The following is a 17,160-nucleotide window of genomic DNA, read 5'->3' as shown; positions in this document are numbered from 1 at the left end:
AAGAGGGTTGAATGGTCATTCGGAGCTGGCGGTTCCTGCGTCCATTGAGGGACCTTGTCAGGTGGGAGGTCGCTCGGTGCCTCGCTCAGCGGAGGCATATCCATCGCGTGGCTGCCCGGCGCTTTGTCCGGCGTCGGCTTGGTGCTGTGGGGCGGTGGGGAGACGCGCCTGCTTTTACCGTCCCCGCCTCACCCGCGAACAGGAACCATTGGAGCCACATGTCCTTTTTGCTGCGCGCGCTAGGCGCATCATCAGGAGTTTGCACCATGGCCGAGAAAACCCTCGACACCCTGTTCCACGACACGCTCAAGGACATCTACTACGCCGAGCGGAAGATCCTGAAGTCCCTGCCGAAGATGGCCCGGGCCGCGCAGTCGCCCGAGCTGAAGGCGGCCTTCGAAAAGCACAAGGATCAGACCGAAGGCCAGATCGAACGCCTGCAGCAGGTGTTCGAGATCATCGGCAAGTCCGCGCGCGGCAAGACCTGCGATGCCATCGAAGGCATCCTGGCCGAGGGCGACGAGATCATGGAAGAGTACAAGAACACGGCCGCGCTCGACGCCGGCCTGCTGGCTGCGGCCCAGGCCGTCGAACACTATGAGATCACCCGTTACGGCACGCTGAAGCGCTGGGCCAATGTGCTCGGGCTGACAGACGCCGTCGCCCTGCTGGACGAGACCCTGCAGGAGGAAAGCCAGACCGACGAGGATCTGACGACGATCGCTGATGCGGCCGTCAACGCCGAGGCTACACAGCCGAAAGCCGGGTAGGATCTTCGACCCAGACAGCCCCGCTGCCCTTGCGGCGGGGCTTAGGCGGCCCACCGAACTGACACATCGAACACTGCAGAGCAGAGGCGGCTGAACCTGACCTGCGGCTTAAGCGTCGGGCGCCGCTTCCAATGACGTCCTATCGGTCAAGCCTCACGAAGGTTCGCGATCGCCCGATCGGGTCTATGTCCTGGACGCGACGGAACTTGCGGCGAACTCCCAGGGTTTCAACGGCTGGAACACTCCGCGGTGGCGTGGGGTTTGAGAGGGCTTAATGCAAACGACAGACTACGAATTCATCGGCTGGGACGCGCTCGTCTATGAGTGGGCGCCAAAGGCGATCGGCGCCATCCTGATCCTCGTCGCGGCCTGGTTTATCGGCAAGGCCGTCAAATGGGCCCTAGCCAAAGGCATCAACCGCATTCCCGGCGCCGCGAAGGCCACGACGAGCGACAATCCCAAACACTCCATCGGCGCCAGCCTCGGTGATGTGGCTTTCTGGCTGATCCTGCTTTTCGGCGTCGTCGCCGCCCTCGGCGTCCTGAACTTGGGCCAGGTCGTCACCCCTCTCAACTCGCTCCTGAACCAAGTCGCTTCCTTCATTCCGAGCGTGCTGGGCGCGGTGCTGATCTTCTTCATCGGTTTCGTCGTCGCGACCCTGGCCAAGCGCGTCGTCGAGGCGGCCCTGCAGGCCGCCAATGCCGACCGCTGGCTTGGGAAGGCGGGACTGACCAGGGCGACCGGGTCGACAGGCGTCAGCTCGGCGATCGGGACCCTAGTCTTCGTCCTGATCCTGATCCCGATAACCATCGCCGCCCTTGAGCAGCTGGGCATCGAATCCCTGACGGTGCCTGCGGTCGCAGTTCTCTCGACGGTGCTGGCCGCTATCCCCAACGTGCTGGCCGCCGCGATCGTACTCGCCGTCGGCTGGTGCATCGGCCGGTGGGTCGCTCAACTGATCGAGCGGATCCTCCCCGCGACCGGGTTCGACCGCAGCATCTCCAGCCTAACCTCGCTGACGGCATCTACTTCTGCGGCCGCCGCGCCAAAAGCGGCCACCGTCCCCTACGCCGGCGACGTAACCCCGGCCACCGCGCGGGCCTTAGGCGGTGACGCGCCCAAGCCGATGACCCCGTCCATAGTCGTCGGCAAGATCGCCATGGCGGCCATCGTCGCCTTCACGGCCATCGAGGCGGCCAAGCTGCTGCAGTTCGGCACTATCGCTGTCACCCTTCAGGAAATCCTGTCGCTTACGGGCCACGTCATCGTCGGCGGGATCATCATCACCGCCGGCGTGCTGATCGGGGGCGTCCTGGCCAACCTCATCAACAAGGGCACTGGCGGGGCAGACGGGTTCGCGTCGACCTTGGTACGCTGGGCGACCATCGCTCTAGCGACCGCCATGGGCCTTCGGTTCATGGGCATTGCCGACGATATCGTGCTGTTGGCCTTCGGCCTGATCCTCGGCTCCGCCGCCGTCGCCGCCGCCCTGGCGTTTGGGCTTGGCGGACGCGACGCCGCCGGCAAAGTGGCCCAGATGTGGGCGGACAAGGTCACAAAGGGCCCGCCGGAATAAGAGGCTCGTCGGATCGATGATGGGCGGGGCGGGGTCAGGCATCCGCCCCGCCCGCTGCGCTAGAACGGCCGATTTTGGCCTGCCTGATGCCTAACCCAACGCGGCCTGCGAGGGCCAACTTCCTCAGAAAATGGGCGCGCCGCGATCGCCCCCTGACAGCGAACCTCTACTCCCAGAAGCGGACTCTCCGAAGGTCGCCGAGGCCTACATCGCCTGTTGCCTCGCAGGCCTCGGCATGATCCAGATCCCAGCCTATGACGTGAAACAGCATCTTGAGGCGGGAGAATTGGTCGAGGTGATGCCCGGCCATCGAGCCGAGCTGATGCCTATGACGTTACTCTATCCCCACCGCCAGCACCTTTCACACCGGCTGCAGGTATTTGCCGATTGGCTTGAGACGCTGCTGAAGGACAAGCTCTTATGAAGAGCAAAAGCCACCCGGGATCCGAAAGGCCTGCGCTCAAGCGGTCCGGATGACCGAAGCGTCCTCGCCGATCATGCGTTAGAGGCAGTTTTTGCAGACGTCAGGATTACCGATCGGGCCAGACGCGACTGGCAAAGATCATGGTGAGGCCGAGCGCAGCGATCCTGATGAATTGCACGTTCATCTTCACAAAGGCCAACGACTGACCGGCGGGTTCCTAACCCCAGCTCCCGGCCGCCAGCCATTTGAGCGCGGACAGGCTTGGCATGAACAGATATTCGCCGCCCTTCATGACATTGAAAGTCTGCACACCGTCGATGCGCTTGCGCGCCGACGCCTGCGGGATCGTGAACCGGCCGTCATCCTCATGCAGGCCAACGATCGGATCGCGCTCTTCGCCAAGGTCGACGAAATTGCCTCGGTTGATCCACTCCTGCTGCATGAACTCGATCGTGTCATAGGCACGCGCGCTGATGAAGATGAAGAACAGGCCGCGATCGCCTTCGGCATCGTCTTCCGGCGCGACATCCTCGGAATAGACCGGTCCGAAGGTCGAGGAGCGGCGGATGATCCGGTGGATGTTGACGTCGGTAAGCAGCGTCAGCTCGGAATCGCGGGGATTGAGTCGACGCATATGGCAGCCGAGCGGCACAACGCGGCCTTTGGGGTCTTCCTTGAACGTGAAGTCATTGTTGCGCTGCGGATCGGCGCCGAGGTCGGGATCGTCATGGTCGGGCGACAGCGTCAAGGGCGCGCCGGAGCGCCAGCGCCCGAACATCTTGGCGGCTAATAGCTCGCGTTCCTCCGGCGTCTCGCCATGCGCCTTGAGGAAGGCGTTGAAGCAGCCGACCCGGCTGTTGTACTTGCGCATAACGACGAAGGTGCCGTTCTTGCCGAGCGCGGCGGGCTCCGGCATGCCGAGAGGCTGGCCGTTCTCGCTCTCATAGCCGAGGATGAATTCGCCGGCCTTGATCGGCCGCTCCTCGCCTGGCAGCGGATCAACGCCGCTGCCCTCCACTGCGGGCTGGGAGATCGAATCCCGGAAGCCGAACGGGTTTTTCGCGCCATCCGGCGCACCGAAGCGATGCTCGCCGAGCAGGGTCACGCCGCTGCTCCGGTCGAGTTCGGCGCGCGCTGTCGCCAGCGCTTTGTCGAGCGCCGCATCATTCACGGCATAGATGGTCAGCGCGAGATGGCAGTTGCCCGGCTTGAAGACCTCTTCCCACTTTTCAGGCGCGTTGGGCCCGAAGTCGCGAAGCTGCTCCGCGCGTGCGGGCATGCCCTGCTGGAAGGGGAGCGGGAAGGTCTTGAGTTGTGCTTCCGGCAGGCCGAGCGCCTTCAGCCCCTCGAAGCTGAGTGCGGCCCCGATCCAGAAATCGAGATCGTCGCTCCAGTTGTCGGCCGAGGCGATATGCGGCGCGAGCCGGCCGAGGAGGTCGCGCGCGCCCTCGGCCTCGTCGAAATGGAGCATGGCGTGGATGCCGACATAGGGCTCCGGCCGGCTTCGCAGAATCAGCGCCTGGATGTCGTGCAGGTCGAGCGTGACGCTGTCGCGCCGGAAGCGCTCTTTCAGTTTCTGAAGGATCGCCATTGCTCAGCCCACCTTGTCGAGAAATTCGTTGACGGCATGCTCCATGCGCTGGAGCCGGCGCACATCGACGACGGTCACCTGCGGGTTGGCGACGAACCAGCCGGCGGCGGTGATCTGATGCTCGGCGATGAAGTCCTTGACCTTGGGGCTCGCAATGCCCGGCCAGCCCTCGACCGAGGCGAAGAGCAGGTCCATCAGGTCGGGGATCTTGGTGGCGAAGTCGTTGATATAGGTGTCCCAGTCGCCATCATAGGCGGTGGCGAACAGGATGCGCGTGTCGTTGTCGAAGAAGACGAAGCGCATATTGTGCAGTGTGCCGACCTTCTGTGCTCCGTCGAAATTGCCGTTCACCAGCCCGAAGATGCGTTTCAGCCGGTCCGCGCCGCCTGGCTTGAGGTTGGCGATGGCGGTAAGCTCCGAGACATTGCCGGACTGAGCGCCGACACGGCCGGCGGAGCCGGCGGTGCCCTTGAGGTCTGGATTATGCTTCGTCACCATCTGCTCGAGGGCGAGCTTGGCGAGCTGCGGCGCGTCGCCGGCCACTTCCTCGATCCGGCGGCGGATGGCCTGAAGGCGGGTTTCGTCGATCTGAGGGGTTTCTTCGGTCTCGGCCATGGCTGGCCTCCTTTCGTAAGTTTGGTTGACGATCGGATCGTCAGTCCGGAATGGCGTCGATGTTCGTCGGCTCGACGCGCGGCTGCGCGTTCATTTCGTGGCGGTAGCGGGCGGAACGTTCATAAGCGGCGATGCGCACCCGCATGATCGAGCCGAGCGGCTGATGATCGCGGATGCCGTGCCAGGGGTTGAAGGACAGCACGTCATCGCCATAGACCCGCCGCGCTGGCGAATAGGCGTCCTGAGGGGGAATGCGCAGCGTGGCGATCGGCTGGTGCGGCGAGAGATCTTCCGGCCAGAGCACCGCCGCATCCTCGACCGGCATCCTTTCGAGATCGGTACAGAGCTGGGCGCGCAGTTGATACTCCGCGCTCTGATCGCGGAAATGCTCGACCACCAGATCGCGCATGGTGGCGTCCTCCACCGCGCCGACATCCTTGCCGGCGAGTGCCCGGACATTGTCGGAGAGCGGTGCGGCGCTGATCTTGGCGATGTAGTCGCCGAAGCGGATCGCCGCCATCGAGTGATAGGTCTCGCCAAGCAGATGGTCATTGTCGCGCGCGAGACCGCGCAGCGTGGCGCCGGGCTCGACGCCGACCGCTTCGACCGCGGCTTCCACTCCCCGCGCCACCCCGGCCATGGCGCGCTGGAGAACGGCCGGGTTCTGGGCATTCTTTTCCAGAAGGCCGATGAGCTGGCGATATTTACCGATCGTGCCGAAGCTCAGGGTCGGGATATTGACCAGCAGGAAATCCTGGTTGCGGCCCTGGTCTTCGGGGAGAAGCCGCTCCCCCGCCACGCCAATGACCTTGATCGCCATGCCGCGCGGAGCCGGTATCGTATCGGAGTGAATATCTCCGGGCGCTGATGAGAGGCGGATCACCACGGAATAGGTGGCGGGACGAGCGAAAAGCCCCTGGCGCAGATGCTCCGGCAGTTCCGGGATGACCAACTCACCCTTCAGGAACCCGTGGCTCTTGGCATGGGCGTCGCGCACCGCATGGCGGTGGCGTTCGAAGGCCTTACGGTTAGTGCTCGCCATGATCTCGAGGATTTCGGCGGTCAGCCGCTCCTCGTCTTCGCCGAGAACCTCCACGTCCGGGGAATAGCCAATGTAGGTTTCAGCCAAGGGCACTCCTTCGCGTTTTAATTTCGATACTGCGGACGATTTCGGGTCGAAATCGCCGTTGATTTCGGATATCACTTGATATCTGGTTTTACTGAGAACGCGGAACCGCCGAAAAGGTTTCGCACGTCTCGCCCGTTGGTTGGAGAACGAACCCATGCCGCTTACGCGCAAGGACACGCAGCGCCAGACGCGGGACCGGCTGATCGCCGCCGCACATACCTCGATCATCGAGGAGGGGGTCGCCGCCATGTCGATCCGCAACATCTGCAGCGCGGCCGGCCATTCGCAGGGTGCCTTCTACTCGAACTTCGCCAGCAAGGACGATCTGCTGGTCGAGATCCTGCAGAGCCATATCCAGGATGAGGTCACACTGCTTCGCGACCTGGTCGCGCACTGCTCCGGCGATGATATCGAGGCAACGCTCCAGGTGCTGGCCGCCCGGCTCGCGAAGCTGGCCGGTGAAGCGCAATGGTCGCTCCTCTCGATCGAATTGCAGCTTCACGCGCGGCGCGATCCGGCTTTCGCCGAGCGGCACCGGGAGGGCAAGGCGGCCTGCTATCGGATGTTCGGTGAACTCGTTGCCGATCTAACGCAACGCTTCGCACTGCGTCCGGCCTTGCCGCCGATGCAGACGGGCATCGGTCTATACGCGCTCTGGATGGGACTGGCGGTCCAGGGCGATGTCGAAGGCGCCATGCCGCGCGACGAGATGCTCGTCGGCTTCTTCCGCGCCATGGCTGGACTGGGTTCGTCGCATGAGGAGCAGGCGTATTCGTGAGCGGGATCGTGTCAGATCGTCGACGCATCGGCTGCGATGAGCACGGACACCCGCTCGTCGGCGAGGTGGATGAGCATCGGCGCTTCCATATCCGCTTCCGCGCCCAGGACGCCGACATCGACGAACTCGGCCATGTCAACAATGCTGTCTGGGTGACCTGGATCCAGGATGCGTCGGTGGCGCACTGGCTGACGGCCGCGCGTCCGCAAGATCGCGACCGGCTCGTCGCGGTCGTGCTGCGCCATGAGGTCGACTATCGCGGCAATGTCCGGGCGGGAGACGCGGTCAGCGCGATCACCTGGGTCGTCGGAGTGCCGCGCGGTGCGCGCTATGCACGATGCGTCGAATTCCATGATGAAGACGGGCGGACGCTCGTCGCCTCGCTGACCCAGTGGGCCCTTGTCGATCGGGAAACCGGCAAGCTGGCCCGCGTCCCGGTGGAGGTGGCGGCTCCGTTTCTTGGTGACGATACCGCGCAGAAGGAGATTGAATGAGCGATATCAGGAAAGTGGCGGTTCTCGGCACGGGCGTCCTCGGGAGCCAGATAGCCTTCCAGACCGCCTATAGCGGCTTCGACGTTACCGCCTACGACACCAGCGAGGAGGCGCTTGAACAGGCAAGGCAGCGTTTTGCCATGCTCGTCGAGACCTATGGCAAGGAGGTGGCCGGTGCGGCCGACGGCAAGGCCGCCGAGTCCCTGCAGCGCATCACCCTGTCCGCCGATCTCGGTTCGGCCGTCGCGGACGCGGACCTCGTGATCGAAGCGGTTCCGGAGCTTCTCTCGATCAAGCAGGCGCTCTACGAGAAGCTCGCGGGGCTTGCGCCGGAAAGGGCGATCTTCGCTACCAATAGCTCGACCCTGTTGCCGAGCGACCTCAAGGCCTTCACCGGCCGCCCGGACCGGTTTCTGGCGTTGCACTTCGCCAACAGCATCTGGAAGTTCAACACCGCCGAGGTGATGGGCACCGACGACACCGATCCGGCCGTGTTCGATGCCCTGATCGCCTTCGCCTCGGCCATCGGCATGGTGCCGATCCCGGTGCGCAAGGAAAAGGCAGGCTATGTCCTCAATTCCCTGCTGGTGCCGTTCCTGAACGCGGCGGCCGATCTCGCCGCCGGCGGCTATGCCGAGCCGGAAGATGTCGACAAGGTCTGGCGGATCGCCACCGGCGCGCCGATGGGGCCGTTCCAGATCTACGACATCATCGGCTTGAACACCCCCTACAACATTCTGTCGCATGGCGATGAGCACGCCCAGTCGCTCGCGGCATGGCTGAAGGAAAACTACATCGACAAGGGCAGGCTCGGCATCGCCTCGGGCGAAGGCTTCTACAGCTACAAACCCTCCGCAGACTGATCCCAACAAGAAGAACAGGAGTTCGCCATGCACTATAGCAGTGGAAACTATGAAGCCTTCGTGCGTCCCCGCAAGCCCGAGGGGGCCGACAAGAAGACGGCCTGGTTCGTCGGCTCGGGGCTGGCGGGGCTCGCCGGCGCCGCCTTCCTGATCCGCGACGGCGGCGTTTCGGGCGATCGCATCACCATATTGGAAGAGCTGGGAATCCCCGGCGGCGCGCTCGATGGTCTTGATGTGCCGGAGAAGGGCTTCGTCATTCGCGGCGGCCGCGAGATGGAGGAGCATTTCGAGTGCCTGTGGGACCTCTATCGCTCGATCCCCTCGCTGGAGATCGAGGATGCCAGCGTCCTCGACGAATTCTACCGGCTCAACAAGGACGACCCCAACTTTTCGCTCCAGCGTACGACGCAGAACCAGGGCCAGGACGTGCCCGACAAGGCGCTGCTGACGTTGAACGACAAGGCCCAGAAGGACCTGCTCTCCGTTTTCCTGGCGACACGCGAGGAGATGGAGAACAAGCGCATCAACGAGGTCTTCGGCGAAGATTTCCTGAAGAGCAATTTCTGGCTCTATTGGCGCACCATGTTCGCCTTCGAGGAATGGCATTCGGCGCTGGAAATGAAGCTCTACCTGCACCGCTTCATCCATCATATCGGCAGTCTCGCCGACTTCTCCTCGCTCAAGTTCAATCGCTACAATCAGTATGAATCCATGGTCCTGCCGCTGGTGAAGTGGCTGACCGATCACGGCGTCACGTTCCGCTACGGCGTCGAGGTCACCGACGTCGATTTCGACATCCAGCCCGGCCGCAAGCAAGCGACCCGCATTCACTGGAAAGAGCGCGGCGTCGAAGGCGGCGTCGATCTCGCGCCAGACGATCTCGTCTTCATAACCATCGGCTCATTGACCGAGAATTCCGACAATGGCGATCACAAGACGCCGGCGAAGCTCAACGAAGGACCGGCGCCGGCCTGGGACCTGTGGCGGCGGATCGCGGCGAAGGATCCGGCCTTCGGCCGCCCGGACGTATTCGGGGCCCATATCCCGGAAACGAAATGGGCCTCGGCATCGATTACCGCCCTCGATGCCCGTATTCCGGCCGATGTCGAGAAGATCACCAAGCGCAACCCCTTCACCGGCAAGATCGTCTCGGCGGGTATCGTCACGGTGAAGGACTCGGCGTGGCTGCTGAGCTGGACGGTTCATCGCCAGCCGCATTTCAAGAAGCAGCCCTAGGACCAGATGATCGCCTGGTTCTACGCGCTCTTTGTCGACAAGCCCGGCGACTATGTGAAGAAGCCAATGCAGGAATGCACCGGCGAGGAAATCACCCAGGAGTGGCTCTACCATCTCGGTGTACCGGTCGAGGACATTCCGGAGCTCGCAGCCTCCGGCGCCAGCACCGTGCCCACGATGATGCCCTATATCACCGCCTTCTTCATGCCGCGCCAGGCGGGTGACCGGCCGGACGTGGTGCCGGAGGGCGCGGTCAATTTCGCCTTCATCGGACAGTTCGCGGAATCGAAACAGCGGGACTGCATCTTCACCACGGAATATTCGGTGAGGACCCCGATGGAGGCCGTCTACACCCTGATGAATGTCGAGCGCGGCGTGCCGGAAGTCTTCAACTCGACCTACGATATCCGTACGCTGCTGGCAGCGATCGGTCCGCTGCGGGACGGCAAGGGCATCGACCTTCCCGGACCGGCCTTCCTGCGCAAGCTGCTGATGAAGAAGCTCGAAGGCACCGAGATCGCCAAGCTGCTCGAAGAGTTCCATCTGATCGAGGAGTGAACAGAGACCGGAAGGCACGCGCGGCGTGTGAAAGGTGATGAATGGCCGACGACGATCAGAAGAGCGAACGCGCCGCCGAGGTGACTGGGGCGCACGGCCATCATCACCATCATGAGCCGGACGGCGAAGCGACCATAATAACATTAGATTGAATGGTAACGTTGTCGGTGTTATCGTCCAATCCAATGTTATCAAACACCGCATCCTTTGGAGAGTTGGGCCGTCTGTTCGACGACACGGCGGCCTATGTCGGGCAGCTGTTCGACGCCCGGTTGGCGTTCGAGCCCGCCGACGTGGGTCTCCTGCCGTTTTTTCTGACCGACCGCTATCGCCTCGCCGAGACCACCCTGTTTGGGCGAAGGCTGCTTATCCTCGCCACCCTTGGCCAGGACGCGGAGACGCCGGCGGCCATCGCCAAGCATGTCGCCACCGCACGCTCGACGTCGGACGGGTTCGTCGTCGTCGTACTGACGGATGCGCTGAGTTCGGCCAATCGCCAACGGCTCATCCAGCAGGGCGTCAACTTCATCGTTCCTGGCAACCAGCTCTTCCTTCCCGAGCTCGGAGCCGACCTGCGCGAATACTTCCGGTCCGAAGTCCGGCCGGCCTTGGAGCAACTGACCCCAGCCGCCCAGGTCCTAGTCGTGGCCACCCTGCTCCAGGAAGACCTGGACGGCCAGACGCCCAAGTCACTGGCCGAGCGGTTCCAGTATTCGGCGATGACCACCGGCCGCGTGGTCGATGAACTCCAGCGGCATGGGATCCTCGATGTCGAGGCGCGGGGGCGGGAGCGTCGCATCGCCTTCAGCGAGGAGGGCGACGCCCTGTGGCGGGACGTCCGCCCCCTGCTGCAATCGCCTGTCCGCGCGCGTCGGTTGGTTCGACCCTTCCCCGAGGTGCGGACCTTGCCATTGGCGGGGGAGTCGGCCCTGGCGGACTATACCAACCTCGGGCCGCCTCCACTTGATATCCGCGCGGTGTCCGCGCGTCAGTGGAAGGCGCTGGTCTACCAGTACGACCTGGAGCCGGCCGATGATGACGACCCGGCGGCCGTCCGGATCGAGACCTGGTCCTATGACCCGCGCCTGCTCTGCCACCATGGCCCGGTCGTCGATCGTATCTCGCTGTTTCTGAGCCTCGAGGACCGCCATGACGAGCGCCTCGAACAGGCCGTCGAAACCCTGATGGAGTCCCTCGGATGGTCGTAGGCATCGATGTGTTCAAGGCGGCCTTCGCCGGCTTCGAGGACCAGTACACCCTGATCGGCGGCGCGGCGGCCGAGATCCACATGACGGGCGCGGGACTACCGTTCCGGGCCACCAAGGATCTCGACCTGGTCCTCTGTCTCGAGGCCCTGAAGCCCGCCTTCGTCCAGACCTTCTGGGCCTTCATCGACGCGGGCGGCTATCAGACCCGGGAGCGCAGCGACGGGACCCGGGACTTCTTCCGCTTCACCCATCCCGCGGACAAGTCCTATCCCGCGATGCTCGAGCTGTTTTCGCGCGTGCCGGATGTCATCACCGTCCCGAAAGGCGCGCGCCTGACGCCCATACCGCTGGACGGGACGGTCGAAAGCCTGTCCGCCATGCTGCTCGACGACACCTATTATGAACTGCTCCAGGAAGGGACGACGGAGATGGACGGCGTCCCGGTCGTCGATGTCCAGGTGCTCATCCCCTTCAAAGCCTTCGCCTACAACAATCTCGCGCGCGATCGCGCGGAAGGGGGGCAGGTCGACAAGCACAATGTCACCAAGCACCGGAACGACGTGTTTAAGCTCCTGCAGCTGCTCGGGCCGGCGGTTACGGTCAAGCTTCCCGGGGGTATCGCCGCGGACCTGGGAGCTTTCGTCGAGGCTGTGTCCGCTGACGAGACCTTCGATCCCAAGGCCCTGAAGCTGTCGCCTCCCGACAAAGGTAAGCTGATCGCGCGCCTGAAGGCGGTCTACAACCTGTAGCGTCATCGCCACCTGATGAGCCGGCCCCGGGCATGGAGGAACAAAGCGGGAAAGTTCAGGGAAACGCGCTATGGTTCCGGGGTGATTCCTTCAGCCGCGACATCCTCGACGCCCCCGAAGCCCGCTGGACCTGCGCGACGGCTCGTCTTCATCAGTCACGCCAACCCGGAAGAGAATGATTTCGTGCGCTGGCTTGGCGTTCAGCTCGCCAGCGCGGGCTACGAAGTCTGGTCGGACGTCACCAAGCTGATCGGTGGGGAATTGTTCTGGGAGGATATCGAGGACGCCATTCGCCACCACACGGCGAAATTCATCCTCGTCGTCTCCAGCGCCGCGTTGAAGAAGGAGGGCGTGAAGGACGAAATCCACCTCGCTGTCACCGTGGAACGCAGCGACAAGATCGAGAACTTCCTGCTGCCGGTCAGGGTCGATGATGTCCCCTATTCCGACTTCAAGGGGAACATCGCCCGTAAGAACGTCATCGACTTCAAGGCGGGGTGGGCTCCGGCGCTGGCGCGGGTGTTCCAGGTTCTGGAACGCGACGGTATTCCCAAGGGTGCGATCGCCCCGGCCGACGTCGCGTCCTGGTGCCTTCGTCGCTTCGACACGGATCAGGCGCCCAGGGCCGAGACCGAGCAGCTGTACTCGAACTGGCTTCCGATCACGTCCCTGCCGACCGAAGTGTCGCTGTTCTCCGTCGGGGTCGAAGAGAAGCACGTCGCGGGTCTGATGGCAGGGACGCGGCTGCCGTGGTTCAAATACTTCAAGCTCGTCGGGACGTTCGGCGCGGAGGTCGACCTGAAGCTGGCCCTGCCGGAGCAGATCATCGAGCGCCGCTACCTCGTGACGCTCGACGAGATGCTGGCGGGCACGCCGTCAGCGATGCCCTCGGTCAAACGCGTGGACGCCAGGCGAATGGTCGTCAATCTCCTGCGGCAGTCCTGGAACAATGCGATGGCGGCCAAGGGCTTGTCCGCCTTCGAGATGGCCGACAACTCCATCGCCTGGTTCTTCCCCAAGGACCTCATCGAGACGGATACGGCACACTTCATCGACCACACGGGCAGGCGTCGCCGGAAGGCGATGGTCGGCCGAAGCGAGAAACGGGGCGTCTACTGGCACCTGGGCTTCATCGCCAAGCCCGTCATGACGGACACGCCCCACTTCGTGATGAAGGCGGCGATCATTTTTTCCCACGACGGCAAGACCCCGCTCGACAGCGTGGAGAAGATGCACAAGCTGCGGCGGGGGTTCTGCCGGAACTGGTGGAACGGCCAGTGGCGCGACCTGATGCTGGCCTATGTCGCCTGGATCGGCGACGACGAAGGTCGGCTGAAGCTGGCCATGGGCGATTTCGCGGAGGTGGTCGTCGATGTGCGGCCTGTTCTGTTCGACTCGCCGGTTTCCTGTCCCGACCCGGCCGTGAAATCGAAAGCCCTCGTGGTCGAGGACGAGGACGAGACGCCGCCCGAGGCGCCTGTCGAACCGGACGAGGGTTTCGAGATCGCGGGAATGGACGAAGCCGCTGATGACTGACGTGATCCAGACCCTTCAGATGCTGCCCGAACCTCTTCTTCAGTTCGGGCATGGCCAGATGATGCCGGATCCGAAAGACGGCCTTTTTCTCTTTGGCCCCATGATCGACGAGGGCAAACCCGCCGAGATGCGGGTTGGGGTCATCGGCACCGACGAGGGGATCGCCCGGTACAAGAAGTGGGTCGCCCAGATCACCGGCTACATTCCCGCTGCCAAGGCCGAGCAGCACCACCTGGCCTTTCCCGGGTTCGAAGCCGCCTTCAAGACCAGATGGCCGGCCAATCCCGTCGCGGCTATCTCGATTTCGGCCGCAGCCCTGTCGAGCACCGTCCGGATCCCGGATGGGCACGAACGCGTCTACAAGACCGTCGACCTTTTTGACCAGGCCATCCGCAAATTCCTGCGGGAGGAAGACAGCAGTCCGGCGGTCTGGTTCGTGGTCATACCCGATGACGTCCATCGCTTCTGCAGACCGAAATCGACAGTGCCGCTGCCGGAGCGGACGAGGACGAGCCAACGATTCTCGGCGCGCACCGCTCGGAATTTCGTCCAGGCTCCGTCCATGTTCGCCGAGGACAACGCGGCCGCGGAGCCTTATCGGTACGAGGTCGATTTCCACAACCAGCTGAAGGCGCGGCTTCTGGACCAGAAGGTCGTCCTCCAGATCGTGCGGGAATCCACCATCGATCCGGAGGGCGTTAATGCGCTAGGCGGCAAACCACGGATGCTGCAGGATCCGGCGAACATCGCCTGGAACCTCTCCACGACCGCCTTCTTCAAGGCGGGCGGCCGTCCGTGGGCCCTGGCGGGGGTGAGAGAAGACGTCTGCTACATCGGCCTCGTCTTCAAAAAGACGGATACGGCTGGCTCGCCGGGAAACGCCTGCTGCGGCGCCCAGATGTTCCTCGGCTCCGGGGACGGCGTCGTCTTCAAGGGTGCGGTCGGGCCCTGGTATTCGCTGACAACCTCGGAATTCCACCTCGACGAGGCGAAAGCGAAGGAGATCGCGGGCCTGGTGGTCGAGGCCTATGTCGCCAAGCATGGTCGTCCGCCAAAAGAACTCTTCATCCACGCCAAACAGCATTTCAACGAGGCGGAGTGGCGTGGCTTCTCCAGCGCCGTCGGACCCGACACCCGGCTCGTCGGTGTTCGCATCCAGACCACGCGGGAGATCAAGCTCTTCCGCCAGGGACGTAGCCCCGTCCTGCGCGGGACCGCGCTCACCGTCAGCCCGCGGAAGGGTTACCTCTGGACGGTAGGGTTCGTTCCCGATCTCCAGACCTATCCCGGCCGGGAGGCGCCCAACCCCCTGTCGATCGAGATTACCAGAGGAGACGCCGACCTCACGCAGGTCATGCAGGACGTCCTCGGTCTCACCAAGCTGAACTTCAACGCCTGCATCTATGGAGACGGCACCCCGGTGACCCTGAGATTCGCTGACGACGTCGGCGAAATCCTTACCGCCGCGCCCATCGCCGACCTGCCGCCCCTGCCGTTCAAACACTACATCTGATCGACGCCGAGCCCCGGCCGCCATCGGTCAGTCGGGCCTTGTGCCTTGGCACAAGGGATAGCTGGCGCAGCCCCAGAACTGCCGTCCCTTCCGGCATCCCCGGCGGGCGGTCCTGAGACCATCGCGGACCTGCAGCTTGGACACTGGATGCCTCCCTTGACGAGTGGCCCGAACGGCCTGTCGAGAGGCTCGGGAGGGCGCGAGGGGAGCCACCACCGCTTCCACGGCGTCGTAGCGTTGGCTTGATTCCCGGTATGTTCGTCACCCCGCCGCCGACGCGACAACCGCGGCCGACCAATTGTTTGCGCGAGTTTAGCCTGCGGCTCACAACTCGCCAGGCTCCTCCAGCCAGGTGCGCACCTCATGGAGCGCGTGGCCCATGACCTGCCAGCGCGCCTTAGGCCCGCGGAGATGAATGCCATCCTTGCCGAGGTCGAGCATGATCCCGATCGAGAGCGAAATTCCTCTGGGCCCGGCAGGCGTGTCGAAGGTGAGCGTGGCTTCGGCCCTGGACTGGCTTGGGTTCAGATCCTCGAACCGATGAACCTGGAAGCCCGTCAGCTTGAGCTTCCGTGCGTCGCGACCGGTTTCATAGGCCATCTTTCCGGGTGTCTTGCCGGTGAAATTTATCGAACGGGTTCCCATCAGCATGAAGTTGCCGCTTCTCCATCCCGACAGATAATCGTGGAGCGCCTCCTCAGGTGAGCCGACCGCGAGGGCATCGGGCAGGCAGGGCAGGTCGCGCGCCGTCCAGGCCTCCAAGGCCTGCCTTTCCTCGTCCCGTCGGGCCGCGCTGGCCACGGCCTGGTTGATGATGTCTCCGACCGATTGAGCGGCCTTCTCCTTCTGGCTCGCGATTCGACCGGGTTCCTCGGCTTTCTCCTGGGCCCAGTCGACGAGAGCCTGGAACAGGTGCCAGGCCTTGGCGCAGGCGATCCTGTTTCCGTATCCGGAATCGCGGCCATGCAGGATCCCATGGCGATAGGGAACCGAGACGGCGTCGCCGGACGTCCGGGGGCGTGGCGCCCGGATGAGCCGGATCAGGGCAGGGAGCCCGGTCGGGTGACCGACGATGGAATCAAACGCTGTCAGGTCGGCGTGTTCGGAAAAGACGCTGAAGCCGCCGACGTCATAGGCGAGTCCATCCGAGGCCATCAGCACGAGGGGCGTGGCGGCCAGGTAGCGGCCCTCCAGGAAAAGCGCCTTGGCCTCCTCGAGTTGGAGTTTCCGTTCGTAGGCCCTGTGGAAGCGGTGGGACCTCATGATCAGGAAGCGCAAAGCCGGCTCGTCGAAGATGTCGGCCAGAGTCTCTTCCGCATCGTCCGGGCGTCCGGCCTTCTTCAGGTCGATCGCGGTTTCCATCGCCGTGGTCGGCATGCTTCCGCAAGTGATCCAGCCAAGGCCCGCGAAGGCCGAGTTGAACCGGTCCGGAAGGGTCAGGACGCCGGCCTTCTCGACGACGTCCGCCAACGCCTTGGCGGCCTCTGCCAGTGGACCGTCCTGCGGTACGATCCCGAGGCTCGCGATGAGACGCGCCGCCTCCGCCGCCTGGATCATCTCGGCCGCGGTCGGATTCTCGGAAATCTTCTTGCCCATGCCGGATCATAACATCCGAACTAGATGGATGACCGCCGTCGCCGGAAGCGCGTGGGATGCGGCGAGTCGCGGCGGTTGCCGCGGTGCGACCAGACGCCTCACGGCTCTCAGGCCGAGCGCTCTCTGACCGGTTGAGGGATGAAAATGGAGGCGGAATGGATGCGCTGGCCCGGGGCGCAGGCGAAGGCGCTTGAAACGGCCTGACGCTTAAAGAAACAGCCCCGCCTTAAACTATTTCGCAGAACGCAGTTTGCTACCCATGTGCAACCCAGAACGAACAAGGGGCTAGCAGTTTCCTGCTAACCCCTTGAAAAATTGGTGGAGCTTAGCGGAGTCGAACCGCTGACCTCTTGCATGCCATGCAAGCGCTCTACCAACTGAGCTAAAGCCCCGGACCTGTCGGTCTGGTTCGCCCGGTTCATCTTGCGATGGCCCCCGGCGAGGCGGCGGAAACTATGTCAGGGCTTTTCTGCGATCAAGCCCGTTTCGAGATTTATTTTCACCGCGTTCCCAGAGGTGAAAAT

At 63.7% G+C, this 17,160-nt stretch carries 14 protein-coding genes, 1 tRNA gene and 1 pseudogene; 11 read left to right on the top strand and 5 right to left on the bottom strand.

What is annotated here, in order from left to right; translation table 11 throughout:
* Positions 1–266: 266 nt before the first annotated feature.
* From AC3ISA_RS03440 to AC3ISA_RS03430, 3 genes are all read left to right on the top strand, one after another.
* Positions 267–770: a YciE/YciF ferroxidase family protein gene (locus AC3ISA_RS03440; RefSeq protein WP_489179346.1), complete on the top strand. Its 504-nt coding sequence runs from the start codon at positions 267–269 to the stop codon at positions 768–770.
* A gap of 274 nt (positions 771–1,044) precedes the next feature.
* Positions 1,045–2,346, top strand: a complete 1,302-nt coding sequence (locus AC3ISA_RS03435; RefSeq protein WP_066624063.1) for a mechanosensitive ion channel — start codon at positions 1,045–1,047, stop codon at positions 2,344–2,346.
* A gap of 130 nt (positions 2,347–2,476) precedes the next feature.
* Complete coding sequence (locus AC3ISA_RS03430; protein WP_066624061.1) at positions 2,477–2,770, top strand: LysR substrate-binding domain-containing protein; 294 nt, start codon at positions 2,477–2,479, stop codon at positions 2,768–2,770.
* Positions 2,771–2,987: 217 nt separating this feature from the next.
* Here the strand turns inward: AC3ISA_RS03430 and AC3ISA_RS03425 are convergent, their stop codons facing one another.
* Genes AC3ISA_RS03425 through AC3ISA_RS03415 form a run of 3 tightly spaced genes read right to left on the bottom strand, consistent with a single transcriptional unit; the run spans position 2,988 to position 6,180 of the window.
* Entirely contained in the window at positions 2,988–4,361 is a 1,374-nt protein-coding gene (locus tag AC3ISA_RS03425) for a Dyp-type peroxidase (protein ID WP_066624059.1), read from the bottom strand.
* Positions 4,362–4,364: 3 nt separating this feature from the next.
* Positions 4,365–4,976: a hypothetical protein gene (locus AC3ISA_RS03420; protein ID WP_066624052.1), complete on the bottom strand. Its 612-nt coding sequence runs from the start codon at positions 4,974–4,976 to the stop codon at positions 4,365–4,367.
* A 40-nt stretch (positions 4,977–5,016) separates the two neighbouring features.
* Entirely contained in the window at positions 5,017–6,180 is a 1,164-nt protein-coding gene (locus AC3ISA_RS03415) for a catalase family protein (protein ID WP_218015899.1), read from the bottom strand.
* A gap of 79 nt (positions 6,181–6,259) precedes the next feature.
* On the opposite strand from AC3ISA_RS03415, the gene AC3ISA_RS03410 reads away from it, so the two are divergent.
* The 8 genes and pseudogenes from AC3ISA_RS03410 to AC3ISA_RS03375 all read left to right on the top strand — a co-directional run bounded on the left by AC3ISA_RS03410 (position 6,260) and on the right by AC3ISA_RS03375 (position 15,040).
* Positions 6,260–6,883, top strand: a complete 624-nt coding sequence (locus AC3ISA_RS03410; RefSeq protein ID WP_007407173.1) for a TetR/AcrR family transcriptional regulator — start codon at positions 6,260–6,262, stop codon at positions 6,881–6,883.
* Positions 6,880–7,377 carry an acyl-CoA thioesterase gene (locus AC3ISA_RS03405; protein ID WP_244878347.1) on the top strand — a complete coding sequence of 166 codons (498 nt, stop codon included), beginning with the start codon at positions 6,880–6,882 and terminating at the stop codon, positions 7,375–7,377. Before AC3ISA_RS03410 ends, AC3ISA_RS03405 begins: the two co-directional genes overlap by 4 nt.
* On the top strand, positions 7,374–8,240 hold the full coding sequence (locus tag AC3ISA_RS03400; protein WP_007407172.1) for a 3-hydroxyacyl-CoA dehydrogenase: 867 nt from the start codon (positions 7,374–7,376) through the stop codon (positions 8,238–8,240). The genes AC3ISA_RS03405 and AC3ISA_RS03400 overlap by 4 nt, the downstream gene beginning before the upstream one ends.
* Positions 8,241–8,267: 27 nt before the next feature.
* A pseudogene (locus AC3ISA_RS03395) lies at positions 8,268–10,034 on the top strand (oleate hydratase).
* A 215-nt stretch (positions 10,035–10,249) separates the two neighbouring features.
* Positions 10,250–11,242 carry a helix-turn-helix domain-containing protein gene (locus tag AC3ISA_RS03390; RefSeq protein WP_066624049.1) on the top strand — a complete coding sequence of 331 codons (993 nt, stop codon included), beginning with the start codon at positions 10,250–10,252 and terminating at the stop codon, positions 11,240–11,242.
* Positions 11,233–11,991 carry a hypothetical protein gene (locus tag AC3ISA_RS03385; protein ID WP_066624046.1) on the top strand — a complete coding sequence of 253 codons (759 nt, stop codon included), beginning with the start codon at positions 11,233–11,235 and terminating at the stop codon, positions 11,989–11,991. The genes AC3ISA_RS03390 and AC3ISA_RS03385 overlap by 10 nt, the downstream gene beginning before the upstream one ends.
* A 15-nt stretch (positions 11,992–12,006) precedes the next feature.
* A complete protein-coding gene (locus tag AC3ISA_RS03380; protein WP_084375251.1) occupies positions 12,007–13,527 on the top strand; it encodes a toll/interleukin-1 receptor domain-containing protein in 1,521 nt (506 codons plus the stop codon).
* A 1-nt stretch (position 13,528) separates the two neighbouring features.
* Complete coding sequence (locus tag AC3ISA_RS03375; RefSeq protein ID WP_489179345.1) at positions 13,529–15,040, top strand: argonaute/piwi family protein; 1,512 nt, start codon at positions 13,529–13,531, stop codon at positions 15,038–15,040.
* A gap of 324 nt (positions 15,041–15,364) precedes the next feature.
* Here AC3ISA_RS03375 and AC3ISA_RS03370 read toward each other — a convergent pair whose 3' ends face one another.
* Both AC3ISA_RS03370 and AC3ISA_RS03365 read right to left on the bottom strand, forming a co-directional pair.
* Positions 15,365–16,636, bottom strand: a complete 1,272-nt coding sequence (locus tag AC3ISA_RS03370; RefSeq protein WP_489179344.1) for a hypothetical protein — start codon at positions 16,634–16,636, stop codon at positions 15,365–15,367.
* Between the two features lie 316 nt (positions 16,637–16,952).
* Positions 16,953–17,028 (bottom strand) — tRNA-Ala (locus AC3ISA_RS03365).
* Between the last annotated feature and the right edge of the window lie 132 nt (positions 17,029–17,160).

This window comes from Brevundimonas sp. KH_058 (assembly GCF_057838505.1).
The sequence above is the reverse complement of the archived record's forward strand: the minus strand, read 5'-3'. Positions and strand labels throughout refer to the sequence as shown.